This is a genomic window from Microbacterium hydrocarbonoxydans, assembly GCF_023715885.1.
Lineage (GTDB): Bacteria > Actinomycetota > Actinomycetes > Actinomycetales > Microbacteriaceae > Microbacterium > Microbacterium hydrocarbonoxydans_C.
The window spans coordinates 176,604-197,703 of the sequence record NZ_JAMBOY010000003.1 but is presented as its reverse complement, the minus strand read 5'-3'; the positions used below and the strand labels follow the sequence as shown (position 1 = coordinate 197,703).

The following is a 21,100-nucleotide window of genomic DNA, read 5'->3' as shown; positions in this document are numbered from 1 at the left end:
CGAAGAGGGGGTGCCCGCCCCCGGCGTGTGGCCGGAGGCGGGCGAGGCTGTCACCAGCGGTAGTGAGCGAACGCGCGGTTCGACTCGGCCATCTTGTGGGTGTCCTCGCGGCGCTTGACCGCGGCACCCAGACCGTTCGACGCGTCGAGGATCTCGTTCTGCAGACGCTCGGTCATCGTCTTCTCACGACGACCCTTGGCGTAGCTCACGAGCCAGCGCAGGGCGAGGGTGTTGGCGCGGTGAGGCTTGACCTCGACCGGCACCTGGTAGGTCGAGCCACCGACGCGGCGGCTCTTGACCTCGAGAGTCGGGCGGACGTTGTCGAGCGCCTTCTTCAGCGTGGCGACAGCGTCCTGGCCATTCTTCGCCTCGACGCCGCGGAGGGCGTTGTAGACGATCGACTCGGCGAGCGACTTCTTGCCGTCGACCAGGATCTTGTTGACCAGCTGGCTGACGATCGGAGCGCCGTAGACCGGGTCGTTGACGACGGGACGCTTGGGGGCGGGACCCTTACGAGGCATTGGACTCAGCCCTTCTTCGCGCCGTAGCGGCTGCGAGCCTGCTTACGGTTCTTGACGGCCTGGGTGTCCAGGGCGCCGCGGACGATCTTGTAACGGACACCGGGGAGGTCCTTGACACGACCACCGCGCACGAGCACCAGCGAGTGCTCCTGCAGGTTGTGGCCCTCACCGGGGATGTAGGCGGTGACCTCGGTGCCGTTGCGGAGCTTCACACGAGCGACCTTGCGCATCGCCGAGTTCGGCTTCTTCGGGGTGGTGGTGTAGACGCGGGTGCAGACCCCGGCCTGCTGCGGGTTCGACTTGAGCGCCGGCGCCTTGGTCTTCGAGACCTTGGGCGAGCGACCCTTGCGAACCAACTGCTGAATGGTTGGCACGTTCTCTCCTCATAGTGCTGCACGGTGACAGCGTGATGGGTTTCACATCATGACCCACCGGCACGCCGGAACCGGCGAGCTTTGCGGTGGTGGGTATGCCGTGGGGGCGGACCGGCCATGGAGCCGACGCCCAGCGCGCACGTCGAGACGTGCACACACCTGATCAAGTGTAATGCCGCGTAACGTGAGCGGTCAAATGTGCGCCGACCGTCCAGCGATCACGGCAGGTCGGGGTCGAAGGGAGAGTCGAGCGACTGCGTCAGCTCTGCGAGCATCGCCTCGATCTGCGGCTCGACGTGCTGCGAGATGGCCGCCTGGATGCGGATGCGATGGCGGAGCAGGATGCCGCAGATCTCACGGCCCACCATGTTGGCGTACTCGTCCGCCAGCGCCACCTCCTGGCGCAGCGCTGCCTTGGCCTCGTCCGTCAGAGGCGGGAGCGGCGGCAGCGCCGCGGACTCGTCATCGGCAAGGCCCGCGATCGTGAACAGGAATGGCGCGCCTGGCACCGGCTCCGGGTCGAGCGGCAGGCCGTCGAACTCGGGATCCAGGTCGTCCGCCGGGCGATAGCTGCGCGCGCGGTTGCGGGCGGCCTGCTGATCCAGCTCCCGTTGCAGCATCGGCAGGTTCCGCGCGGTGTACTCCGCGACCGCATGGTCGACGATGGTCTTCATGCGGGTCGACAGACCGTGCTGCACGCCGTGCGGGGCGTTCGCGCCGATGCCGGCCGCGGAGAGGATCGGGGACCCGAGGCACCGGCGACAGGGCGCGACGCGCCCCCGATGGGTGGCCGGCTCCCAGCGCGGCACCCAGCGAAGCCAGGCCTCCACGGCCTGGTCGACCTGCGTCTCCAGTGAGCGCTCCACACGTAGAGCGTACGATGCGCGCACGCCCTGCGTGGCGATTTCACGCTGGACGGCGGGGCATCACTCCGGGCCCTCGTCCTCCCACGGCCATCTCGGCCGGCCAGATCTGGTGCGGCGGAGGGCCACGCCCGCCCAGGCCGCGATCGCCGCCGCCACCAGAAGCACGGCACTCGCTCCACCACGCACCAGATCACCGGCCACCGCCGTCGCGACGACGAGATCGCCGCGCGCCAGCAGCACCGCAACCCACAGCACGATCAGGTGGGACAGGGCGGCGGCGAGAGCCGTCGTCGGCACCGACAGGAACGACGGATGCTGTCGGCGCAGCGACGACCACAGCATGATCGCGAAGGCGAGGAGAGCCGCGAGCATCCCGACCACCCCCGGAATCTGCCCGAGGCCGCGAACTGCGATGATGTCGGCGTCGGTCGCGACGCTGAGAGCACCCAGTCCGAACACTGCCAGCGCGAAGAAACCGATCGTGGCGAGAGTGAGCGCCAGGACGCGCGAAACCCCCGCGGATCCGTGTCCGCGGGGGTTCGGCGACGAAGTCTCGGCCATCACCTCGAAAGGGTCGGGCCGGCCTCGAGAGTGCGCTCGTACTCGCGCTGGGCCTCGGCATTGAGCTCGGTCTTGCGGGCTCCGCTGCGGGCTACCCACGCTCCGAACCAGATGGTCAGCTCACGACCGAACACGAAGGCGGCGATCGCGAGCGGCGCGAACAGCTGCTCGCCGATCAGTTCGCTTCCCTCGCGGGCGGTGAGCAGCCAGAACCGCTCTTCGAACAGCTGACCGAGCAGGTGGCCGCCCCAGGCGAAGAGGCCGACGATGATGCCGAACACCACCCACAGGCCCCACCGGCCGCGGTTGATGAAGGCACCGAGCAGCCAGAACCCGAGGAAGAAGACCACGACCGGCACCCAGAAGCCCCAGGTCGTCAGCGGGGCGAGGGCGGCCTCCCCGATGTTCTCGGCGGTGACGTCCCCGGTCCACGCGCCGAGACCCAGCGTCGTGCCGAGGTACAGGATCGCGAACGCGAGGGTCGCGAGCAGCCCGATGGCTCCGGCGGTCCCACGGTTGCCGCGCTCGCGCGGCGGCTCGGGCGCCTGGACGAAGATGGGCTGCTGAGCGAAGGTGGGGGCGGCGGCCGGCTCCGCGACGGCCGTCCTCTCCGCGACGACCGGCTCCGAGGGCACGACGCGCGTCTCGGTGTCGTCGGGCGACGAGTAGGCAGCAGACGCCATCGTCGACTCGTTGCGCGCGCTCGGAGCGGAGTGCGCGGCCGTTGCGTCGGCATCCCGATCGGAGAAGGAGGAATCGCGCTCCTCGGAGCGCGCGAGGTCGTTCAGCTCCGGCGTGGAGAACGTGCCGGGGTGCTCGCGTTCGGCCGCCTCGAAGGCGGCGAGATCGGGGTCGACGGCGGGATCCGTGCGCGGTGCGGGGACGTCGCCCTCCGCGGCATCCGTCGACGAACGACCGGGGACGTCCGCGCGGGCGGCCTCGGCGGCGTCGAGTCCAGCGTTCGCGCTGTCGACGACGTCATCGACGTCCTTCCGCCGCTCGGGCTGGGGAACCTCGGGGTCACTCATGGGTGCGCCTCTCATCGGATGTGTGCTCTGCGAGATTACCGCCGCGCGTCGGCCCTCCCCCGGAGGCGTGCCGACGTGTCGCCCGACCGGTCGCGGCGCGGATCCTGGCGCTCGAGGGTCGTCAGGGAAGCAGCGTTCGCAGAGTGTCGCCGGCGAACGTCGCGAGGGTGGGCACTATGGGGATCGCGAACCAGAGGAGCCCCAGGATCACACCCGTGCACAGCACACCCGCGATCCAGCTCATCGCCAGATTCCGTCCCCCTACCCGTGCCATGTCTCCACGGTAAGACCGGCGCGCACGGGAACGAGGAAGCAACGCCGACGCATGCCTCCCGCGTCTCCGATCGTTACACTCTCCGTATGGCTGACAGTTCCTTTGACATCGTCTCGAAAGTGGATCACCAGGAGGCCGAGAACGCCCTCAACCAGGCCCGCAAGGAGATCGAGCAGCGCTATGACTTCAAGGGCACCGGTGCGTCGATCGCCTGGAGCGGCGAGCAGGTCCTGATCACCGCCAACACGGAGGAGCGCGCGAACGCCGTGCTCGACGTCTTCCAGTCCAAGCTCATCAAGCGGGGCATCTCCCTCAAGAGCCTCGAGTCGGGCGACCCTTTCGCGAGCGGCAAGGAGTTCCGCATCGTGTCGTCCCTCAAGGACGGCATCTCCTCGGAGAACGCGAAGAAGATCGGCAAGATCATCCGCGACGAGGGCCCGAAGGGCGTCAAGAGCCAGATCCAGGGCGACGAGCTGCGCGTGCAGTCGAAGAGTCGAGACGACCTGCAGGCCGTGATCGCCCTCCTCAAGGGGTCCGATCTCGACATCGACCTGCAGTTCATCAACTACCGGTAAGCCCTGCCGCCGACCTGGGGTTTTCGTGCCAGAGTCCGCCGCCAGTCCGCAGCACGAGCTAGAACGGCTCGTCCGCCGTGTGGTTCGTGAGGAGCTGCAAGCCCTCGTGAGCCCGCGTGTCGCGCGGCCGACCGGCGACGAAGACGCGATCGAGACCACCCTCGAGTTCCTAGAGCGCATCGACCCACTGGGCAAGTTGACTCAAGAGGAGGCGCGCAGCCTGCTCCTCGTCCGCTTCCCCCACCTGTTCCTCAGATAGCGGATACCTGCTTCATGAACGCCGACGTGGCCGTTCGGGTCTTGTCCTCGGCGGACGGCCACAGGTGGGAGTAGACGTTGAGCGTGATCGACGGCTGAGAGTGCCCAAGCGCGCGCTGGACGGTCACGACGTCGCACCCTGACGCGATCAGGTTCGACGCAAATGTGTGTCTCAGAGTGTGCAGGGTCACATCGTCACCGAGACCGACCTGTCGACGGATGCTACGCCACCGCTCCCCCGCGCTGTTCCGGTTGTACAGGTGTCCCATCGGTGTCCGAAAGAGGAACTGGTCAAGTCCGGACGTCGTACTTGAAAGCATGTCGATGAGTTCGGCCGGCACGAACACGTCGCGCTCAGACCCAGCCTTCGGAGGCGTGATCTTCGTTGTCGGGATCGACGACCCCTGCACCTGACGATGCACCGAGATCGTGTTGACATCACGATGTAGGTCGCCGTGCTGCAATCCCGCGGCCTCGCCGAGGCGAAGGCCCGCGAACACGCAGACTTCAACAAATGGCCGGAAGTCGCCCGATGCCTCGAGCACGGCGCTCACCTGCTCGGCGGTGAGGATCTTCATCGTCGCCTCACGCTTGCGCTGCCGCGGCGTCTTCACCCGGACTGCAGGGCTGCGTGCGATCACCTGGTTATCCACAGCCGCCCGGAACGCCATCTGCACGTAGTTCAGGCGTGTACGGATAGTCGAGGCAGCTAGGCCGCGCTCAGCCTCCTTTGTCACCCAGGTCTGCACGTCGCCGGCCTTCACGTCGCGAATGGCCTTCTGGCGCCAGGGCACCGACTCGACGGCAGTCGTCGCCGCCGTGACCGTGCCACCAGCCCACACCTGCATCGCAAGCCACCGAGACACCCACTCATCCCACGTTGCGCGGCCCGCACTCGGGTCAGCCCACTGACCCGTGACCATCGCGGCCGTCTGCTCGTCGAGCCACTTCTGAGCCAGCTTCTTCGTCGGCGCGTGTTTCGCGTGCTCCTTGCCGTTCTGATCCCGGTAGCGAGCCCGCCAGACCCCGTCAGCCCTCTGCTTGATCGACGCCATCGTTCTCTCTGCTCGGCGTGTAGCTGGCTATCTCCGACCGCCAGAACTCGATCAGAGCGTCGTACTCGGGTGAGGGTTCAAGAGCATCTGGACCGTCAACCTGGTCAGACGTGCGCCGCCAAGCATCGTGCTTTTCCATCGCGGTGACCATCGCAGTCCACGCGGCGCGCAGCGGCGAATCACGGAACGCTAGCCGGCGCATTTCGTCATCGACGAGGTGCCCTGCGAGTAGAGCCATCGTCTTCTGCTCCCGAAATGCCTCGTCCGTGAGCGATTCGATCTCGTCGAGCGGGTCACGGACGGCACGGAAAAGCATCGTCACCGTGAACTTCTCTCCGGTCGCCACAAGCATGTTAACTGTCTCGCCCAAGATGTCCGCAACTGCATCCGCCTCGCTCAGTCGCAGCGGACGCTCGCCCTTCTCGATGCTCCACACCGTGGCCTGGGACCACCGGAAGCCGCGCTTGCGCATCTCGTCCGCAAGATCCTTCTGGCTTCGGTCACCACGGAGCTCGACGAGGTTCTTGCCAATCTGCTCATCAGAGGTCATGGCTCAACTTTAGTGGTGCACAACTAGCGATTGAGGAGATTTTCTCGATTCTAGTCGCGCACGACAAGTTTTCCGTGTTACCTTTGAATCGCAAATCGAGTCGTACTCGACTAGAAATCGGAGAACATCAATGTCGATCACCGCCACACAGGCAGTCGCGATCAGCCTGCTCACTGTCGATGAAGTCGCCGAGCGGCTTCGTCGAACGCCCACATCGGTCCGACACCTCATCGCGAGCGAACAGCTCAAGTCGGGTCGCGTGGGAGGGCGCCGCATGGTCCGCGAATCGGACCTGAACGAGTTCATCAACGCCGCGTTCACGGAGGCGTCGTGATGCTGACCACCAAAGAAAAAGCCCCCAACACCGGCCAGGGTGTCGAGGGCTCCGATCCCCGAAGGAATCAACTCATGAACACCATGCTATCCCCCGCCGACTCGATCGCGAGCATCCAGGATCGGTTCAAGGCAATCACGCAGGAACGCATCGATCTCGCCGAGATGCGTCGACAGGCGTTCGTCCAGGAGCGCGACGACTGGCGCGCATCGGGCAACACTTGCGAGATCGTCAGCCAGTGGCCGAAGCAACGACTTGGTCGCAAGAACCTCGTCCACGTCTGGGAGTCCTACAGCCCGCACTACAAAGACGGGGTGATGCGCCGGCACGTCCACTACTCCCCGTCCTATGAAGGTGAAGAGGGAGAGCAGCGCTGGGGCGTGTACAGCACTCGCGACGGCGTCTGGATCTTCATGGGCGTGTACGTCGTCGTCATGGCCGATGACGACGACGCATTGATCGTCCGGGCCGACAAGCACTACCCGCCTACCGCCGCACAGGTCAGTCGCGCAGCAGCGAGACTCCGCGGCCTCGCACGCCGTGAGCACATGAAGGTGTCGATCCACGACACCACGGCGACGTTGCGGTCCCCCATGAACGACATCGTCCACGAGGGCACCATCAACTCGGCCTTCCTCTGGCTGTGCGGCATCGACATCGACATCGTTGCCGACTGGGTCAAATCGTGGGATCGCAAGGTGACGGAGGTGCCCGCATGACCACCGAGCGCGAATGGATCATGGACAACGCGGCCGAGCACGTCGTCGTTCTCTTTGACCACGAGACCGGCGCACAGTCCTGCCTCGCCATCGTGGACGGCGACAACGTCGTTCTCGATGAGATCGACAAGCACTACGCCCTTGGCCTCGCAGCACGCCTCGTCGAGCTCGCGATCGAGCTTCCCGACACCCGGGTGAAGCTACCCAGCGCGACCCTGACACCCGACAAGCGGCGTCCGATCCGTCGCCTCGCCGCAGTCGACGAGCAGCTTCGGGAGATCGACGAATGAGCGCGCTCGAGATCCGGACGCTCTGCGAGCGAGACGCCCCGATCGAGGAGTGTCGCGAGATGTTCGCCGCGCACCCCGAGATCGCCGCGCACGCACCCCGGTGGGCGCGCACAGTGTCATTCGACGGCATCTTCGAGGACGGATACGTCGGGTGGATCTACGAGTACTCCGACGAGAACGTGGAGATCCGCTGGGGCTGGACCATCGAGAACGGCGTCATCGCTCACGGCAAGCTCGAGCCCGATCCTGACACCTCACTCTCCGGCGACACGCTCTTCGAGCTGATCGCCGACTACGTCGAACGCACTGAGGCCGCGGCGATGGGAGAGGCCGCATGAGCGAGATCGAGATGATGGCCCGCAACACTCGCCCCGACCTGTTCGCGCTCGCAGACGACCTGCTCGAACAGGAGCTGATCCGCTCAGGCGTCCTCAGCTTCGAGGGAAGGACCGCAGCATGAAAGACCCAACTGCTAACGCCGCCGCACGCAACGTCACGGGCCAAGAGCGCGCTGCCGTTATCAACTACCGCGAGGACGGCCACCCAGCACGCCTTTGGCTCGACAGCGCGACGCTCAACAAGCTAGCCAGCCTCGTCGTCATCCTGACCGACGACACCGGCGAGAGGCACATCAGGTTCCGCGAGGAGACGAAGTCGTAATGATCGGGTCCGGGTCTCCGTTGTGCAGAGAGCAGTTGCCGCATGGGCGGTGCATGCTCAACAGCGGACATCCCGGGCCTCACTACTGCTGCCGTCTGCATGCTTCTGACGAGGTCCGCAGATGGCACCCCGTCAAGAGGAGGTGGTGACGTGGGAGCTGGTCTAGTCGGTAGGGCCATCGCGTACGGGGCCGACATCCAACTCAACCCGAACGAGTTCCGCCTGCTGGTCGGCATGTGCCTGACCGCTCTCGACGCAGACAAGCCTCCGCGCTACTTCGACTCACGAGAGGCCCTAGCCCTCATCCTCGGACGCCGTGTTCCGGACTACGCGCCCGAGGATGAGGACGGCGAACGAGAGCGGGATGCAGCGTTCAAGGCGGTCAAGGTCGCGCTCAACGGACTGGTCAAGTTGGGCGCCATCAAGAGGTACCGCGTGGGTGGGAACGGGCGTCGCGCGGTATATGACCTGGTGCTCGATGCCACCGCTTCCCAGCGCACCGCCGAACACCGTGCACGCAAAGTTGGGGGACGCTCGGCGTCTCCCGCAGGGGTACGTTCAACGTCCCAGTTGGGGGACGCTCAGCCTCCGGTTGGGGGACGCTCACAGTCCCCCCTAGGAGGAAAGGAGAAACAGGAGAGACAAGAGGAATCAGATCGGCTCAACGGGACCACCTCACTAGAGCCTATGGATAACTTCGCCGATCCGAGGAGAGCAGCATGACGCACAAGCACAAGAGCCCCGAGTGGTCGCGCACCACACGCACGATCAGGTCACAGGTCAGGGCAGCGTACGAGCGCGGTGAGGTGGTGGGCTGCTGGCGATGCGGTGCCCCACTGCCTATCGACGCTGAGGGCAAGGTCGTGTTCGACGTCGGACACCTCGACCCCAACGGCGGCGAGTCCATCGACAACGCTGCACCCGAGCACCGCAGCAAGAGCGGGCAGTGCGTTGGCAACCGTGCACACGGAGGACGCATGGGAGCCGCCATCACCAACGCACGACGCAGCACCAAGTCTACGTTCAAGGCGCTGCCATGGGCCTGAGAGCGGACAACCCGGGCGCCGAGGACTTTTTTGGTGGAGATCACCACGACCCCCGCCTACGGCTCAACACGCGCCCCTCCCCCCGAGATGAGAGAGCAGCATGACGGTTCACCCGACACTCGCTGATTTGCAGGATGAGTCGACGTGGTTGGAGCGTCGTTCGTTGATTCCGGAGCCGTTGCATTCGACGGGCTTTGTGACGACGGAGGACTCTCGGCGTGAGTTCCTTGAGGGTGCTCGGCTTCTGCGACTCGATCAGCGTCGGAACTTCGCGGGCGAGATCGTGGGGCCAACGCCGATCCAGCTCGCGATCACGGACACCCTCGCCGCAGGCTTGAAGGTGAACGGCATCTTGGAGCCTCGGCGTACGACGAAGACGACGGCGATCCAGGCGACGTTGATCGGTCGGTGCGCGCTGCGTGAGGACTACCTGGTGGGTTGGACGCTCGCGACGACGGGTGCGAAGGCGGGCGAGCGGTTCAAGAAAGACGTGGCGGCTCCTCTGCAGCGGCTGTACCCAGACGTGAAGGCGCGCGAGGAGTTCGTGAAGATCTCGCTGTCGAAGGGCTCGGAGGGGCTGCTGTTCCGCAACGGGTCCAGCTTCGACGTGTACGCCCCCTCGGGAGATGGGTTCCGGTCGAACGCTTTCGACGTCGCGTGGGTGGACGAGGCCGGAGAGGCAGAGCTAGAGCTAGGCGAGGACCTGACGGCCGCGATCCGTCCCACGCTGCACACGCGTCACCAGGCGCAGTTCGTCCTCTCTGGCACCGCGGGCGCGTTCCGCTCGGGACAGCTCCTGTGGGATGCGCTGACGGACCCGACAGCGGCGGTCCTCAGTCACGGTCTGCCTGACGACGTCGACCCCGACGAGCTCGAGGACTGGGAGCCGTCCGAAGAGCATCCGAGGGCACGCGTGCGTGAGCATGTTCTGCGCGTGCATCCGGGCATCGGGTGGACAACGCCACTCGAGGTCATCAAGGAGGACTTCGACACCCCGGCGATGCGGAAGAAGTTCCCGGCCGAGATCCTGTCGGTGTTCGCGTTGGAGGGGTCGAACACGGCGCTCCTGTCTCAGCCCAAGTGGCAGGCTGCCGCGCTCCCTCTCACCGAGGCCGGCTCGACTCCCCCGGCCCGCTTCTGCATGGTCCCGTTCGTTCACCCCGATGGAACGTACGCGTCGATCGCTGCGGCCTGGTCAGGGCCGAAGGACACGGTGAACGTGGGTCTCTTGCACCACCAGAAGGGCACGGAGGGCTTCGCGCAGAAGCTGCTCGACCTGGCCCGCAAGCACAAGCGCGACATCGTCTACGACCCGAAGAGCGCCGCTACGGAGGTGGAGGTTCGTCGGGTGCGCGAGTCTCGACGGGCGCCGGCTGAGCGGCCGGTGCTGTCGAAGGACGTCGCACGCGCCGCCATCAACCTGACGAAGATCCTCAACGAGGGCCACCTTCGCCACTTCGACCAGCCCGAACTCACCTCTGCCGCCGAGGTCGCGGTCAAACGCGGGTGGAACTACAGCTCAGGGTGGTCGCTCGGTCGCCCGAAAGGCCAGGAGGAGGTCGACATCTCCGGCCTAGAGGCCGTCGCCCTCGCCGCCTACAAGCTTCTGGACGAGCGCGAGCGCGGCGATTTGACGAGTGCCATCATTCACGGTTGACCATTATGCTCAGCAATCTAGGGTTTCAGTGAGCAGACTGATAAGCTAGGGCTACCTCCTCCTAGATCGGAGCAGCCTTGGGCGTCTTCTCCTTCCTCACCGGGGGCGTGCGGCTCACTCAGTCCGCAGCCCCGATGTTGGCTTCGCCCTATTCCGGAGATCACCTGGCCCAAGCCATCGTCGGCGACTACTTCGGTCAGCTTCCCGGCGAGCTGATAGATCGCCCCATCGCCCGTCGTGTCCCTGAGGTGCGACGGGCTCTTGCTGCCCACCAGGCTCTCGTCACGAAGCTCCGGTTTGAGAAGTACGCCGCAGGCACCCCAGCAGCGCGCGCAGAGAATCAGCCCTACTGGGTAAGCTCCTGCGACTACCCCGGGATGAGTCGGTGGCTGGCTGTGAAGCAGCTCGTCGAAGAGCTGTACTTCGAGGGGTTCGGCGTCCTCGGATGCCGGCTGGACACGGAAGGTCTGGTCTACGACTGGATCACCATCCCCCGCAACCTGTGGTCCATCGACCATGAGACGCAGGCGATCACCATCGACAAGGCCGTGCCGGCCGAGTTCCGGATGCGCGCGGTCGTCGTTCCGCTCGGCAGCTCCGGCATCCTCACCGACGGCATCGACTCCATCCGCCAGGCGCGCAAGATCGAGATCGCCCGCCAGGCCCGCCTGGACAGCCCGCCCGCAGCGACCGAGCTGCACGTGAATGACAGCTCCTACGACGGCATGGAGCTCGACGAGACGCGCGCGCTGATCCAGAACTACAAGGAGGGCCGGAAGAACTCTTCGATCTCGGTAACGCCGTCCTACATCGACGTCATCGAGCGCGGAATCAGCGGCTCCCTGGACCTGTTCGAAGAGGCCAAGAACTCCGTCCGCATCGACCTCGCCATGCACGCGGGCGTCCCGCTCAACTTCGTGGGCGCCTCGAAGGAGGGCGGCGGCTCTGGCAACGTCCAGTACCAGAACGTGAACGGCGAGACTTCGGAGCTGTGGATGTTCGGCTCCTCGGAGTATGCGGTCGCGATCGCCGCCGCACTGTCTGCCGATGTCGTCGTGGGTGAAGGCGCCGAGGTCCGCGCCGACGCCTCCGCCTTCGTAGTACCCGCCCCGCTGTCCATCGACCCGGAGGCGGGCGACAGCGCCACCTCCACGGAGGTATCCGAATGACCACTCAGGAAGCGGGCCTCTTCTCCCGCGTCGAAGACACACGCACCGTCAAGGGGCTCCTACTCCCCTTCGGTGAACTCAGCCGCCCCAGCCTCTCCAAGACCGAGCCGGTGATGTTCTCCGCCTCGTCCGTCACCATCCCCCGCGACCCGAGCGCCGTCACTCTCAACGACGAGCACGACCGCTTCAACCCCATCGGCCGCGCCACCTCGCTCGAGGTCACCGACGCGGGCGTTGTCGCCGAGTTCTCGATCTTCAACACCGACGAGGGCGACGCCTACCTGGCCAATCCGGCCAAGCGGAAGCTGTCGGCCGAGATGGGTTCGCTCGTCCGCAAGGGTGTCAACGCCATTCGCTCCCGGCTGACCGGCGCCGCCGTCTGCACCGAAGGAGCCTTTGAGTCCGCAGCCCTGTTCGCCCTCGCTCCCGGTGTGACCGAAGAAGACGCGTCGGACGAGAGCGACACGGACAACGCCCTCACGCCCGACGAGAACGGCCACCTCGCCGTCCTCTCGACCACGCTCCCCGAAGACATCGCCGTCAGCACCCCCGAGGGAGAGACCGCGACCTACACCCCCGACTCCGCGCCCGTGGATGAGGAAACCCCAGAGAAGGAAGAAACCATGACTGCATCCGCCGCGGGCCAGACCCCCGCACCTCTCCTGACGAACCCCGTCACCGAGCCCGCCAAGGAACTCGACATGCACGCCGTCTTCTCGGCCATGGCATCGGTCAAGGCCGGCGTCCAGGTGGAGGACAGCGAGACGGCACTGTTCGAGCTCGCCGACATCACGACGACCGGCGCCGGCGCGCTGCCCGCCGAGGGCGTCATTCAGCCCGCCTGGGTCGGCAAGCTCTGGCAGGGCAAAGAGTACGTACGCAAGTACCTGCCCCTCAACAACCACACCTTCGGGCCGATCGAGATCGGGGGCCGCGCCGGGTTCCGCCTCGACGGCACCGAGAACCTGGTCCAGAAGACCAACGGCGAGAAGATCGAGCTGCCGACCGGTTCCGCGACCACGTCCAAGCGCAGCAGCACCCGCGATCGCTTCGGATACGCGGCCGACGTAGCCGCCGAGTGGAGCTACCTTTCAGGCGGCGCCGAGGTGCTGGAATCCTTCTGGAAGGGTGTCGCGAACTCCTACGCGAAGGTCACCGACCTCGAGGCACTGGCGACCATGTACCGCGTCGCCTCTCGCGACGAGGGCGCCGCACTCTCGCGACTCGTCGCTCCCGGCTCGCTGCCCGCTGGCACCCCCGCCAACTCGCAGTACTACCCCGGCGTCGTCCAGCTCATCCAGGCCATCGAAGCTATCACTGACGCGGACGACGACCCGGCCTGGGCGGTCGTGAACCCCGTCCTGTGGCAGCAGCTCATCTTCACCCCGAAGGATCTCCTGCCCGAGTTCGTCTCGCTGGCGGTCGGTGTCGGCACGGGTGAGGCGAACGTGGACGGCAAGGTCACCGTTCGCAAGGCGCCGCAGTCCGCGTTCATCGGCACCAAGGCCACCGACCCGCAGGTCATGGCCGGGTCGAAGAACGCGATCGAGTTCCGCGAGCTCGGCACCACGCCGATCCAGATCGACGCGCTGAACGTCGCGAAGTTCGGTGTCGACCGCGCGACGGTCGGCTTCCTCGAGACGTTCGTGGTTCGCCCCGAGGCCACCGTGCTCATTGGAACCAAGGCCGCCTGACGATGGATTGGTACAGCACGTACGACGGGTCTCAGGTGCATCGCATCGAAGAGGCCTGGTCGGACGCGCCTACCGATAACGAGGAGCTCTGCGGGATGCTCCTTGACACTGCGCGCGTTCAGGTCGTCGCCTACGCGGCAACCGGCGAGCCGCTCGAACAGGTCGTGAATCTGCTCGAGCGGCTCGGCTACCCGGCCTCAAAGATCGCCGCAGTCCAGGCCGAGTTGGGTGAAGACCTGCCCGAGATCCCACCACGGTACGTCTTCGCCCAGCTCATGCAGGCCAAGAACCTCTACAACGCCGGCCGCATCGTCGGCGACTCGATCGGCCCGGACGGATTCTCGTTCGTCCCCCGACCGCTGTCGAAGGAGATCCAGAAAGTCATCCGCCCACAGTCGGGGGTCGCTCATGTTTGGTGACCTCGGCAGCGTCAGGGCCACGCTCAAGGAGCGCCTAGCGCCCGCGCTCCCCCAGGGGTTCAAGCGCTGGACCATCGACGAGTACCTGAAGGCGCCACCGACCGAGTACCGCACTCCGCTCATCATGTTCGAGTTCACTCGATTCGATCAGGAAGCGTTCGGTCAGAGGCTCGCAGGCGGCGCGGTCGCCGCGGGAATCGACATCGTCCTGGGGTCGCCAAAGACCGGGGAGAAGGGCGAGGACGACGTAGACGAACTCGCTCTCACTCTCATCCGCATTCTCGACAAGCAGTCGGACATCTACTGGTCGCCCGCGACAAAGCAGACCTTCGAAGCGACCGGGCAATGGGTCTGGCGCATCCCTCTTACCGTCCTCACTGAAACCAAGGAGCAGTAGACATGCCCACCATCGCCAACGCCGCATACTTCGGCACCACAGGAAAGATCACCGTCGAAGGCGACGACTACACCGCCGCCGTCACCTCGTGCGCGCTCGTGCCCACCGCCCCGACCGCGACGACCACCGACATCGGCGGCGGCGTCACGCAGTTCGTCGGGGGCAACGCGTGGGTCGCGCAGCTCGGGTACAACCAGGATTGGAAGACCCCGAACAGCTTCTCGCAGAAGCTCATCGAGTGGCACGGCCAGATGAAGACGTTCACCTACACCCCTGACGATGGCGGCCAGGTCGCGACGTTCAGCGCCCGTGTTCTCGCCGGCCAGTTCGGTGGCGGTGCTGCAGCCATCCACGCGGCGACGGTGAACCTGCCGATCAACGGCCAGCCGGCGTTCTCCGCACCCACTGAGGGCTGACGCATGACATCGGGGCGGATCAGTCTTCTGATCGATTCGCCTCTGCGGGATCTGCTCATCGCTCTGCGGGCAGTCCCCGCAGAGGCCCGCAAGAACGTCACCGCATACACGCGGAAGGAAGCCGAGCCCATCTGGGTGGAGGAGACCCGAGGCCGTGCCGAGACTCGCCTGCAGCAGAGGGCACTAGTGAACACGGCCCGGGTCGGTGTCGCGACCCGCAACATCTACCTTCGCTCCGGAGGCATCGGGAAGCTGTCGTCCGGAACGGCCGTTCCCACGGTGGCATTCGGCGCAGAGTTCGGCGCCAACCCGGAGAAGGTCATCACCCAGCGGTCGAAGAAGGGCAAGTCCTACAACCGTCGACTCGGCAACGCATTCGGAGCTCCACGTCGCGGCGGCAACGTGGTCTACCCCGCCGCGCTTGAGGCCATCCCCCGCATCACCTCCGTGGCCATCCAGAGCGCCTATCGCTCTCTGCTCGACGCATTCGACGGGAAGAAGTGATGGCGAGGATTCACGAGATCGGCATCGGCGCCGACACCCGCGCGTTCGAAGACAACGTCCGCTCCGGGGTCATCAACCCCGTGGAGGACGCCGCGGACGCGATGGATCGGCTCGGCGACGCTGTCGGCGACGCGGGCCAGGCGTCGGGCAAAGCAGGCGGCGACGTCTCAGCGTTCGCAGCCAAGCTCGTGGACGCATCCCGTAAAGCGGGCAAGTCGGACGAAGATATCAAGTCCGCGCTCCGTGACATGGGCCTCAACGCGAAGCAGGCAGAGCGAGCCGTCGAGCGGATCGGCGACGAGTTCAAGGAGTCAGGGCGAGACGGCGAACGCGCCATCGACAAGCTCGAGGACTCCCTGAAGGACGCGCAGCGCGAGACGAAGAAGCTCGCTGACGACGCCGATGACGTAGGCGACCGTGGCAAGAAGGGGCTCGGCAAGCTCTCCGACGGAGCGCAGGAGGTAGTCTCCGAGGTCGGTCAGAACCTCTCAGAGGCGGTTTCGAGCGTGCGCGACAACCTCGCCGATCTCGGGCAGGTTGGACAGGACACTCTCGGAGGGCTCGCCGGCACTCTCGCCGGATCGGGGCCAGCAGGCATCGTAGGCGCAGCCGGACTAGCGGCGGGAGCAGTCGGACTCGGACTCGTCACTGCCGAGCTGCAGAAGCAGCAGGAAGCCGCCGACCGGATGCGCGAGCGCATCGGAGCAGCCTACGAGGGGGCCGCGCAGGACGGGCGACTCTTCATCGACGAGCAGACCAAGATCGCCGACGCGATGGACCTGATCTTCAATACCGATCGCGCCGACGAGTACAAGCGGGTACTCGCTGACGCAACTCAACTCGGACTGGACCGGTCCACGGTCATCGCCGCGAACACCGGAGACCTCGAAGCGCAGCAGGCGGTGCAGCAGCAGATCAACCGACTGCTCGAAGACTCCAACTCGTACGAGCTCACCGGAACGACCAACAAGAAGACCCTGAAGAGCGACGTCGCTGACATTCGCGACCGGTGGAGAGAAGTCGTCACCACCACGCAGGAGTACGCCGACAAGACGGCAACGGCGACCGACTACAGCTCGAAGGTGCTGCTCGGCCTGATCGAATCGGCGGGAACCGCAAAGGAAGAGGTCGACGAGCTCGGCAACCGCCTCCTCACGCTCCCCGACGGCCAGAAGGTGCTGATCGACGCTGACACCGGCCAGGCCACCGCCAACGTCGACAAGTTCCGCGGCGACGTGGACGGCGTTGTCGCGGACGTGAACGGCAAGGAAATCGTGCTGCAGGCCCGGACGGCAATCGACCAGGCGCAGCGCGACCTCGATGGGTTCTTCATCCGCAACAACGGCAAGACGATCACGTACAAGGGCAAGGTCATCACGCCGGATGGGGAGTGGCAGTAATGGGCGCGACGATCACACACAGCGCGGGCGAGATCATCCCGACGTCGATGCCGAACTGGGCGGAGACCTCAGAGGCTCGCACGATCATGCATCCGATCCTCGGACGCGAGGATGACGACGTGACGTTCCGGCCGTTCGGAATGCGACGCGGAACGTTCATCTTCGTCTTCGCTGATGGCGCGGCCGCCCACGCTGCACGCGCCGTCCTCCGCACCGCTCAGAAGTTCGGGCTCGAGCACTCCGAAATCCCCGAGATCGCCATGACGTTCGTGGTCGCCGACGGCGATATCGGCATCGAACTCGGCGCAGCGGGCGACTGGAAGCTCACGATCCCCTTCCGTGAGGTGAAGCCGTGACCGACTCCTCGCACGTCTACACGGTGGCGCTCAAGGGCTCGCCGAACGTGCAGTTGAGCAAGCGAACGGGCAGCGTCTCGCTCGACGCTCGACGCCGCCCTCACGTGCAGGGAACGGTTGTCATCGCGGTGCCCTCGCTGACCGTCCTCGCCGCTCTGGACCCCCGCACCTCGCCGCCGCCGCGGATCCTGATCGACGTGCTCGCGACGTTCCCGTGGGGCGTGCAGCACCGCGTCTTCGACCTCACTTTGCGCGACCGGTCTGTCGACCTCGCCGAAGCCACCGTCACGCTCACTCTTGCTTCCGACGAGGCGCTCCTGTCCGACTACGCTCCCCTGGCAGACGACACCGCGCCCCTGAACTACCAGTCGTCGCTTCGGTTACTCGTCGGGTACGTGCTGGGCAAGGTCATCCCCGGCACGGTGCTCTCGCCGGGTGGGATCGACGTCACGGTGCCCGCACTGGCAAACAGCTCCAACCTCATCCGTAACCCACGCGCGGGCACGAACACGACCGACTGGGCCTGGACTCAGACGAGCGGCGGGCTCACGCCCACACGTCGAACAACAGGCGGTCCTGCGTACTCCCCCACCTACGTCGCGTACGTGTCGAACGCAGGCGTCTTCACGAACAACGCCGAGATCTACATCGGCGAGAGTGCCGTGTCACTCAGCGGCGGCAAGCATCACGTGCTGTCGGTAGACCTGAGCGGAGCGACCGGACGGCAGATCATCCTCGACGCCGTCTGCTTCGACGCCTCCGGCAACATCCTCGGATTCATCCCACCGGTCACGACCACCATGACGGCGGGCACCTGGAAGCGCGCTGTCACGGCACCCTTCGCGGCGTACGCCAACACCGCGAAGATCCGCGTGCGCGTCCGCGCGAACCAACTCGGCGGCAGTGAGGAAGTCGACGTCACCGCATGGCGGCTCAGCGAGGCCACGGGAGACCTCGTCGCCGACGGCCTCTACTTCGACGGGTCGACCACCGATACCACCCAGTACGACTACGAGTGGGCGAACACGGCACACGCCTCTGTCTCGACGAGGCGTGTGAAGATCAATGCGGCCACCCCCGACGCGCTGATCTGGAAGGCCGGCCAGGATGCGCTGACCTTCCTCGCGCCGCTGGTCCAGGCGGCCGGGCGCCGGCTCGTGTGCGACGAGCAGCGGGTGTGGACCCTTCGAGACGAGAACTACGACGCCGGAGGGGCGCTCGAGATCCGTCACGCGGTGAACATGGCGGCCGGTTCGGAGAAGACCAGCCGAGACGACGACGACTGGTTCGACGCCGCGGCGGTCGAGTACGAGTGGAAGGACCAGTCCGGAACCACGCAGCAGCTCGTCGAGACCGCATCGCTCACACCCTCCTACACGCGTCTGCGCCGATTCCAGCTCGCCACCCCCTATCCGGGTCCAGGCAGAGCCGCGTACGTCGTCCGACGAGCTCAGGGACGTGGGCGGGAGGTCACCGTCTCCACCGTCGCGGACTGGTCAGCCAAGGCCGAGCAGGGCATCACCGTCGTGCTCGAAGGGTCACCCACCCAGATCGGACAGACCAACGTCGTGCAGTTCGACCTCGACAGCGACCAGATGACCATCACCAGCCGCACCATCGACACCCCGACCGGCGCCATCGACCTACTCGCCGGAACCATCGACAGCCTCGTCGGCACCATCGACGCACTCTAGGAAGGAACAGCCATGGCAATCGGAGACGACGCGCTCTCGGACGGTATGGATCTCGTCCCTGGAACAGCGCTGGCCAACACCCTCGACACCGAAGTCAACAAGACACGCGACTACATCGTCCAGCGCATCCGCTCCACCCGTGACTGGGTAGCGGCTCAGATCAGTGCCCTCTGGCCGCTCACGATCGCACGAGGCGGCACCGGGGCCACGACGGCGAAGGGTGCCGCGGTCGCGATCAGCGCATGGCGCAACAGCGGTGCTGTGGCACCCGGCGAGACACCGCTGCTCGGCTACAACGGCACCCGCCTCGAGTACCAGATACCGGGCTACGCATTCCCCACCCAGCTCGCCGACCTCGAAGACATCCCGAACGGATCGACCGCCTACGACGGGTACCTGAACCCGGCCGTCCACGGCCGCTCCATCGTCAACTGGCGCGCGGTCGGCATCCAGCCGGACGGCACGCTCGGCAACACGTCCTCCGCTCGGCGCTTCAAGACCAACATCGAACCCATCAACATCACCGATGAACAGTTGGCACAACTTCAGATCGTGGAGTTCGACTGGATCTCAGACGGCTCCCACGACTATGGCCTCATCGCCGATGACGTCGCCGAGGTACTCCCTTGGGCCGTGTTCCACGACGAGAACGATCAGGTGCTGGGCATTCACTACGAGCGCATGTTCATGGCGATCCTCCCCGCCGTGCAGCGCCTGGTGACTCGGGTGTCTGAATTGGAAGCCAGCGATGCTCACTCGTGACGACCCTCTCATCAGCGAGTACCTGCCCGTCGTACGCGGGCACATCGTCAAGAACTACGCGTGGATGGCCGACCGCGGCAATTGCCTCATGTCCATCGACGACCTCAAGCAGGTCGCAGCAATCGCCCTCGTCAAGCTCGTCGGACGGTGGGACGACGTTCTCGCCGAGCAGGGCAAGAGTCGCGAGGGCAACGGCGGCCTGTTCTGGTGGTATCTGAAGGAAGACGTCAAACGCACCGTCAGCAAGTACTACCGCGACATCGCCCACAAGGGCGAGTACGACGAACCCACCACGGACGAGTTGGGTGAGGAGACATGGGAGGTACAGCGCACATCGCTTCGCACCCCCACGGACGCCCCCGGCTCACGGATCACGCGCGAAGACATCGTCGATTTCTTCACCACGTTGTCACCTCGCCACAAGACCCTTATCGCACTGCGCTACTTCGATGAGCTCCCCTTCGTGGACGTAGCAGATGTCATGTCGGCGGTGCCCGGTACGGTGCGGAACATCACCCAAACCGGCCTCAAGAACCTTCGAGCCTTCGCACGCAACCAGTTCCTCGACGACCCGGCCCCGATGCCCCGACAAGTGCACATGCCATGGGAGCCACCCGAGTCGCTCGTCACGTACCTGCGCGAGCGTCACCAGAAAGACCTCCCCGAGTACCTCGGCATCGTCACTCTGGCGTTCCGCGCCGACGTGTCCTATCTCGTCGACATGCTGCACGAAGGTCGCCATGAGGTTCCCGGGTCAAAGCAACTCACGATGTCCCCGTTCCAGCAGGCCGCAGCAGACGAGTTACTCAGCCAGGGCGAGTCAATGCGAGAAGTCTCACGCCGGCTCGACGTCAGCTACGGCATCATCGTTCACCACGCCAAGCGGCGACGCTCAGCGGCCTAGTCCTCGGCAACGGCCTTCTCGTCGTGGGCCTTCGCAAGAAGTGCGATGGCATCCCACAGGCCGGAGATCTGGACGGCCAGATACGCATTGGCCTTGTCATGCCCTCGGATGCCCTGCTCCCCCTTGCGGTGGGTTTCTCTGCGGAGGTTTGCAATGTCATCACTGAGCGTCATGTGGTCTCTCCCTCGAAGTACGCCGCTGTCGGTTGGCTCTGATCGTATCGTCAGGCTCGAGAGAGAACTGCCGGATCTTCAGCAGGTCTCAGCGAGGTACTGCAGGACCATGGCCTCCGTGAACCCGTCCAGCTGCCTCGCAACGAGATCCGCATAGTACGCACGGCCACTCTGGTCCATAGGGCAGTAGATCCCGAGCGGCCCATCCGTACCCAACTCAGCGCCGAACGTCGTATTCATCGTCGCCCGCTGCTCCTCTGTGAGAACAACCGGCTCGGGTGCGGCGGGTGCCGTCGTCTCCACGGGGGCCACGGGAGTGGGCTCGGCGGCTGCGGGCACGGTCTCGTATACGGTGACCGTCGGCGCAGGAGCCGCCGTCGAGTTCGAGCAGCCTGTGAGGAATAGGAGGCTGGCGGCGACGATGGCGGCGGTTCGCTTCATGGA

At 65.7% G+C, this 21,100-nt stretch carries 32 protein-coding genes; 22 read left to right on the top strand and 10 right to left on the bottom strand.

Annotated features, from left to right (window positions below; genetic code table 11):
- Positions 1-50: 50 nt before the first annotated feature.
- The 6 genes from rpsG to M3195_RS09255 all read right to left on the bottom strand — a co-directional run bounded on the left by rpsG (position 51) and on the right by M3195_RS09255 (position 3,624).
- On the bottom strand, positions 51-521 hold the full coding sequence (gene rpsG / locus M3195_RS09280; RefSeq protein ID WP_050722490.1) for a 30S ribosomal protein S7: 471 nt from the start codon (positions 519-521) through the stop codon (positions 51-53).
- A 5-nt stretch (positions 522-526) separates the two neighbouring features.
- A complete protein-coding gene (gene rpsL, locus M3195_RS09275) occupies positions 527-895 on the bottom strand; it encodes a 30S ribosomal protein S12 (protein ID WP_013584051.1) in 369 nt (122 codons plus the stop codon).
- Positions 896-1,113: 218 nt separating this feature from the next.
- Positions 1,114-1,761, bottom strand: coding sequence for a spermidine/putrescine ABC transporter substrate-binding protein (locus M3195_RS09270; RefSeq protein WP_251586858.1), 648 nt, complete (start codon positions 1,759-1,761; stop codon positions 1,114-1,116).
- A 60-nt stretch (positions 1,762-1,821) separates the two neighbouring features.
- A complete protein-coding gene (locus M3195_RS09265) occupies positions 1,822-2,322 on the bottom strand; it encodes a hypothetical protein (RefSeq protein ID WP_251586856.1) in 501 nt (166 codons plus the stop codon).
- Positions 2,322-3,350: an ABC transporter gene (locus tag M3195_RS09260; protein WP_251586854.1), complete on the bottom strand. Its 1,029-nt coding sequence runs from the start codon at positions 3,348-3,350 to the stop codon at positions 2,322-2,324. Before M3195_RS09260 ends, M3195_RS09265 begins: the two co-directional genes overlap by 1 nt.
- 121 nt (positions 3,351-3,471) lie before the next feature.
- Positions 3,472-3,624, bottom strand: coding sequence for a hypothetical protein (locus M3195_RS09255; protein WP_251586852.1), 153 nt, complete (start codon positions 3,622-3,624; stop codon positions 3,472-3,474).
- 86 nt (positions 3,625-3,710) lie between these two features.
- On the opposite strand from M3195_RS09255, the gene M3195_RS09250 reads away from it, so the two are divergent.
- Together M3195_RS09250 and M3195_RS09245 are read left to right on the top strand one after the other, a co-directional pair.
- Entirely contained in the window at positions 3,711-4,199 is a 489-nt protein-coding gene (locus M3195_RS09250) for a YajQ family cyclic di-GMP-binding protein (RefSeq protein WP_251586850.1), read from the top strand.
- Between the two features lie 25 nt (positions 4,200-4,224).
- Positions 4,225-4,458, top strand: coding sequence for a hypothetical protein (locus tag M3195_RS09245; RefSeq protein ID WP_251586849.1), 234 nt, complete (start codon positions 4,225-4,227; stop codon positions 4,456-4,458).
- On the opposite strand, the gene M3195_RS09240 is transcribed toward M3195_RS09245, so the two are convergent.
- Both M3195_RS09240 and M3195_RS09235 read right to left on the bottom strand, forming a co-directional pair.
- Positions 4,451-5,512 carry a tyrosine-type recombinase/integrase gene (locus M3195_RS09240; protein WP_251586847.1) on the bottom strand — a complete coding sequence of 354 codons (1,062 nt, stop codon included), beginning with the start codon at positions 5,510-5,512 and terminating at the stop codon, positions 4,451-4,453. The two genes, M3195_RS09245 and M3195_RS09240, sit on opposite strands and share 8 nt — an antisense overlap.
- On the bottom strand, positions 5,487-6,062 hold the full coding sequence (locus M3195_RS09235) for a helix-turn-helix domain-containing protein (protein WP_251586845.1): 576 nt from the start codon (positions 6,060-6,062) through the stop codon (positions 5,487-5,489). Before M3195_RS09235 ends, M3195_RS09240 begins: the two co-directional genes overlap by 26 nt.
- A 130-nt stretch (positions 6,063-6,192) precedes the next feature.
- Between M3195_RS09235 and M3195_RS09230 the strand changes: the two genes are divergently transcribed.
- From M3195_RS09230 to M3195_RS09140, 20 genes are all read left to right on the top strand, one after another.
- Positions 6,193-6,396 (top strand): helix-turn-helix domain-containing protein, encoded by a 204-nt coding sequence (locus M3195_RS09230; protein WP_251586843.1) that lies wholly within the window; start codon positions 6,193-6,195, stop codon positions 6,394-6,396.
- Between the two features lie 74 nt (positions 6,397-6,470).
- A complete protein-coding gene (locus M3195_RS09225; RefSeq protein ID WP_251586841.1) occupies positions 6,471-7,115 on the top strand; it encodes a hypothetical protein in 645 nt (214 codons plus the stop codon).
- Entirely contained in the window at positions 7,112-7,405 is a 294-nt protein-coding gene (locus M3195_RS09220) for a hypothetical protein (protein WP_251586839.1), read from the top strand. Before M3195_RS09225 ends, M3195_RS09220 begins: the two co-directional genes overlap by 4 nt.
- Entirely contained in the window at positions 7,402-7,743 is a 342-nt protein-coding gene (locus M3195_RS09215; protein ID WP_251586837.1) for a hypothetical protein, read from the top strand. Before M3195_RS09220 ends, M3195_RS09215 begins: the two co-directional genes overlap by 4 nt.
- Positions 7,740-7,865 carry a hypothetical protein gene (locus tag M3195_RS16915; RefSeq protein ID WP_285885703.1) on the top strand — a complete coding sequence of 42 codons (126 nt, stop codon included), beginning with the start codon at positions 7,740-7,742 and terminating at the stop codon, positions 7,863-7,865. The genes M3195_RS09215 and M3195_RS16915 overlap by 4 nt, the downstream gene beginning before the upstream one ends.
- Positions 7,862-8,065, top strand: a complete 204-nt coding sequence (locus M3195_RS09210; RefSeq protein ID WP_251586835.1) for a hypothetical protein — start codon at positions 7,862-7,864, stop codon at positions 8,063-8,065. Before M3195_RS16915 ends, M3195_RS09210 begins: the two co-directional genes overlap by 4 nt.
- 150 nt (positions 8,066-8,215) lie before the next feature.
- Positions 8,216-8,788 (top strand): hypothetical protein, encoded by a 573-nt coding sequence (locus M3195_RS09205; protein WP_251586833.1) that lies wholly within the window; start codon positions 8,216-8,218, stop codon positions 8,786-8,788.
- Positions 8,785-9,111 carry a hypothetical protein gene (locus tag M3195_RS09200; RefSeq protein ID WP_251586831.1) on the top strand — a complete coding sequence of 109 codons (327 nt, stop codon included), beginning with the start codon at positions 8,785-8,787 and terminating at the stop codon, positions 9,109-9,111. The genes M3195_RS09205 and M3195_RS09200 overlap by 4 nt, the downstream gene beginning before the upstream one ends.
- A gap of 196 nt (positions 9,112-9,307) precedes the next feature.
- Positions 9,308-10,768 carry a hypothetical protein gene (locus tag M3195_RS09195; protein ID WP_251586829.1) on the top strand — a complete coding sequence of 487 codons (1,461 nt, stop codon included), beginning with the start codon at positions 9,308-9,310 and terminating at the stop codon, positions 10,766-10,768.
- A gap of 134 nt (positions 10,769-10,902) precedes the next feature.
- A complete protein-coding gene (locus M3195_RS09190; RefSeq protein WP_251586827.1) occupies positions 10,903-11,937 on the top strand; it encodes a hypothetical protein in 1,035 nt (344 codons plus the stop codon).
- Positions 11,934-13,631 carry a hypothetical protein gene (locus M3195_RS09185; RefSeq protein WP_251586825.1) on the top strand — a complete coding sequence of 566 codons (1,698 nt, stop codon included), beginning with the start codon at positions 11,934-11,936 and terminating at the stop codon, positions 13,629-13,631. The genes M3195_RS09190 and M3195_RS09185 overlap by 4 nt, the downstream gene beginning before the upstream one ends.
- A 95-nt stretch (positions 13,632-13,726) precedes the next feature.
- The gene (locus tag M3195_RS09180) at positions 13,727-14,050 is read left to right on the top strand and encodes a hypothetical protein (RefSeq protein ID WP_251586823.1); all 324 of its coding nucleotides are present in this window, start codon (positions 13,727-13,729) and stop codon (positions 14,048-14,050) included.
- Complete coding sequence (locus M3195_RS09175) at positions 14,040-14,447, top strand: hypothetical protein (protein WP_251586821.1); 408 nt, start codon at positions 14,040-14,042, stop codon at positions 14,445-14,447. The genes M3195_RS09180 and M3195_RS09175 overlap by 11 nt, the downstream gene beginning before the upstream one ends.
- Before the next feature lie 2 nt (positions 14,448-14,449).
- Entirely contained in the window at positions 14,450-14,863 is a 414-nt protein-coding gene (locus M3195_RS09170; protein WP_251586819.1) for a hypothetical protein, read from the top strand.
- Positions 14,864-14,866: 3 nt separating this feature from the next.
- Positions 14,867-15,367 carry a hypothetical protein gene (locus tag M3195_RS09165; RefSeq protein WP_251586817.1) on the top strand — a complete coding sequence of 167 codons (501 nt, stop codon included), beginning with the start codon at positions 14,867-14,869 and terminating at the stop codon, positions 15,365-15,367.
- The gene (locus M3195_RS09160; protein WP_251586815.1) at positions 15,367-16,767 is read left to right on the top strand and encodes a hypothetical protein; all 1,401 of its coding nucleotides are present in this window, start codon (positions 15,367-15,369) and stop codon (positions 16,765-16,767) included. The genes M3195_RS09165 and M3195_RS09160 overlap by 1 nt, the downstream gene beginning before the upstream one ends.
- Positions 16,767-17,123, top strand: coding sequence for a hypothetical protein (locus tag M3195_RS09155; protein WP_251586813.1), 357 nt, complete (start codon positions 16,767-16,769; stop codon positions 17,121-17,123). The genes M3195_RS09160 and M3195_RS09155 overlap by 1 nt, the downstream gene beginning before the upstream one ends.
- On the top strand, positions 17,120-18,817 hold the full coding sequence (locus M3195_RS09150) for a hypothetical protein (RefSeq protein WP_251586811.1): 1,698 nt from the start codon (positions 17,120-17,122) through the stop codon (positions 18,815-18,817). The genes M3195_RS09155 and M3195_RS09150 overlap by 4 nt, the downstream gene beginning before the upstream one ends.
- A 12-nt stretch (positions 18,818-18,829) precedes the next feature.
- Positions 18,830-19,579, top strand: a complete 750-nt coding sequence (locus M3195_RS09145) for a tail fiber domain-containing protein (protein WP_251586809.1) — start codon at positions 18,830-18,832, stop codon at positions 19,577-19,579.
- The gene (locus M3195_RS09140) at positions 19,566-20,483 is read left to right on the top strand and encodes a sigma factor-like helix-turn-helix DNA-binding protein (RefSeq protein ID WP_251586807.1); all 918 of its coding nucleotides are present in this window, start codon (positions 19,566-19,568) and stop codon (positions 20,481-20,483) included. Before M3195_RS09145 ends, M3195_RS09140 begins: the two co-directional genes overlap by 14 nt.
- Here the strand turns inward: M3195_RS09140 and M3195_RS09135 are convergent.
- Both M3195_RS09135 and M3195_RS09130 read right to left on the bottom strand, forming a co-directional pair.
- The gene (locus tag M3195_RS09135; RefSeq protein ID WP_251586805.1) at positions 20,480-20,656 is read right to left on the bottom strand and encodes a hypothetical protein; all 177 of its coding nucleotides are present in this window, start codon (positions 20,654-20,656) and stop codon (positions 20,480-20,482) included. The genes M3195_RS09140 and M3195_RS09135 overlap by 4 nt on opposite strands.
- A gap of 78 nt (positions 20,657-20,734) precedes the next feature.
- Positions 20,735-21,097 (bottom strand): hypothetical protein, encoded by a 363-nt coding sequence (locus tag M3195_RS09130; protein WP_251586803.1) that lies wholly within the window; start codon positions 21,095-21,097, stop codon positions 20,735-20,737.
- Positions 21,098-21,100: the final 3 nt, after the last annotated feature.

Coding starts and splice junctions, on each gene's coding strand:
- rpsG (WP_050722490.1), bottom strand. CDS start 521: ATGCCTCGTAAGGGTCCCGCCCCCAAGCGTCCCGTCGTCAACGACCCG.
- M3195_RS09265 (WP_251586856.1), bottom strand. CDS start 2,322: ATGGCCGAGACTTCGTCGCCGAACCCCCGCGGACACGGATCCGCGGGG.
- M3195_RS09260 (WP_251586854.1), bottom strand. CDS start 3,350: ATGAGTGACCCCGAGGTTCCCCAGCCCGAGCGGCGGAAGGACGTCGAT.
- M3195_RS09255 (WP_251586852.1), bottom strand. CDS start 3,624: ATGGCACGGGTAGGGGGACGGAATCTGGCGATGAGCTGGATCGCGGGT.
- M3195_RS09250 (WP_251586850.1), top strand. CDS start 3,711: ATGGCTGACAGTTCCTTTGACATCGTCTCGAAAGTGGATCACCAGGAG.
- M3195_RS09240 (WP_251586847.1), bottom strand. CDS start 5,512: ATGGCGTCGATCAAGCAGAGGGCTGACGGGGTCTGGCGGGCTCGCTAC.
- M3195_RS09235 (WP_251586845.1), bottom strand. CDS start 6,062: ATGACCTCTGATGAGCAGATTGGCAAGAACCTCGTCGAGCTCCGTGGT.
- M3195_RS09230 (WP_251586843.1), top strand. CDS start 6,193: ATGTCGATCACCGCCACACAGGCAGTCGCGATCAGCCTGCTCACTGTC.
- M3195_RS09225 (WP_251586841.1), top strand. CDS start 6,471: ATGAACACCATGCTATCCCCCGCCGACTCGATCGCGAGCATCCAGGAT.
- M3195_RS09220 (WP_251586839.1), top strand. CDS start 7,112: ATGACCACCGAGCGCGAATGGATCATGGACAACGCGGCCGAGCACGTC.
- M3195_RS09215 (WP_251586837.1), top strand. CDS start 7,402: ATGAGCGCGCTCGAGATCCGGACGCTCTGCGAGCGAGACGCCCCGATC.
- M3195_RS16915 (WP_285885703.1), top strand. CDS start 7,740: ATGAGCGAGATCGAGATGATGGCCCGCAACACTCGCCCCGACCTGTTC.
- M3195_RS09210 (WP_251586835.1), top strand. CDS start 7,862: ATGAAAGACCCAACTGCTAACGCCGCCGCACGCAACGTCACGGGCCAA.
- M3195_RS09200 (WP_251586831.1), top strand. CDS start 8,785: ATGACGCACAAGCACAAGAGCCCCGAGTGGTCGCGCACCACACGCACG.
- M3195_RS09190 (WP_251586827.1), top strand. CDS start 10,903: ATGTTGGCTTCGCCCTATTCCGGAGATCACCTGGCCCAAGCCATCGTC.
- M3195_RS09185 (WP_251586825.1), top strand. CDS start 11,934: ATGACCACTCAGGAAGCGGGCCTCTTCTCCCGCGTCGAAGACACACGC.
- M3195_RS09180 (WP_251586823.1), top strand. CDS start 13,727: ATGCTCCTTGACACTGCGCGCGTTCAGGTCGTCGCCTACGCGGCAACC.
- M3195_RS09175 (WP_251586821.1), top strand. CDS start 14,040: ATGTTTGGTGACCTCGGCAGCGTCAGGGCCACGCTCAAGGAGCGCCTA.
- M3195_RS09170 (WP_251586819.1), top strand. CDS start 14,450: ATGCCCACCATCGCCAACGCCGCATACTTCGGCACCACAGGAAAGATC.
- M3195_RS09165 (WP_251586817.1), top strand. CDS start 14,867: ATGACATCGGGGCGGATCAGTCTTCTGATCGATTCGCCTCTGCGGGAT.
- M3195_RS09160 (WP_251586815.1), top strand. CDS start 15,367: ATGGCGAGGATTCACGAGATCGGCATCGGCGCCGACACCCGCGCGTTC.
- M3195_RS09155 (WP_251586813.1), top strand. CDS start 16,767: ATGGGCGCGACGATCACACACAGCGCGGGCGAGATCATCCCGACGTCG.
- M3195_RS09145 (WP_251586809.1), top strand. CDS start 18,830: ATGGCAATCGGAGACGACGCGCTCTCGGACGGTATGGATCTCGTCCCT.
- M3195_RS09140 (WP_251586807.1), top strand. CDS start 19,566: ATGCTCACTCGTGACGACCCTCTCATCAGCGAGTACCTGCCCGTCGTA.
- M3195_RS09135 (WP_251586805.1), bottom strand. CDS start 20,656: ATGACGCTCAGTGATGACATTGCAAACCTCCGCAGAGAAACCCACCGC.
- M3195_RS09130 (WP_251586803.1), bottom strand. CDS start 21,097: ATGAAGCGAACCGCCGCCATCGTCGCCGCCAGCCTCCTATTCCTCACA.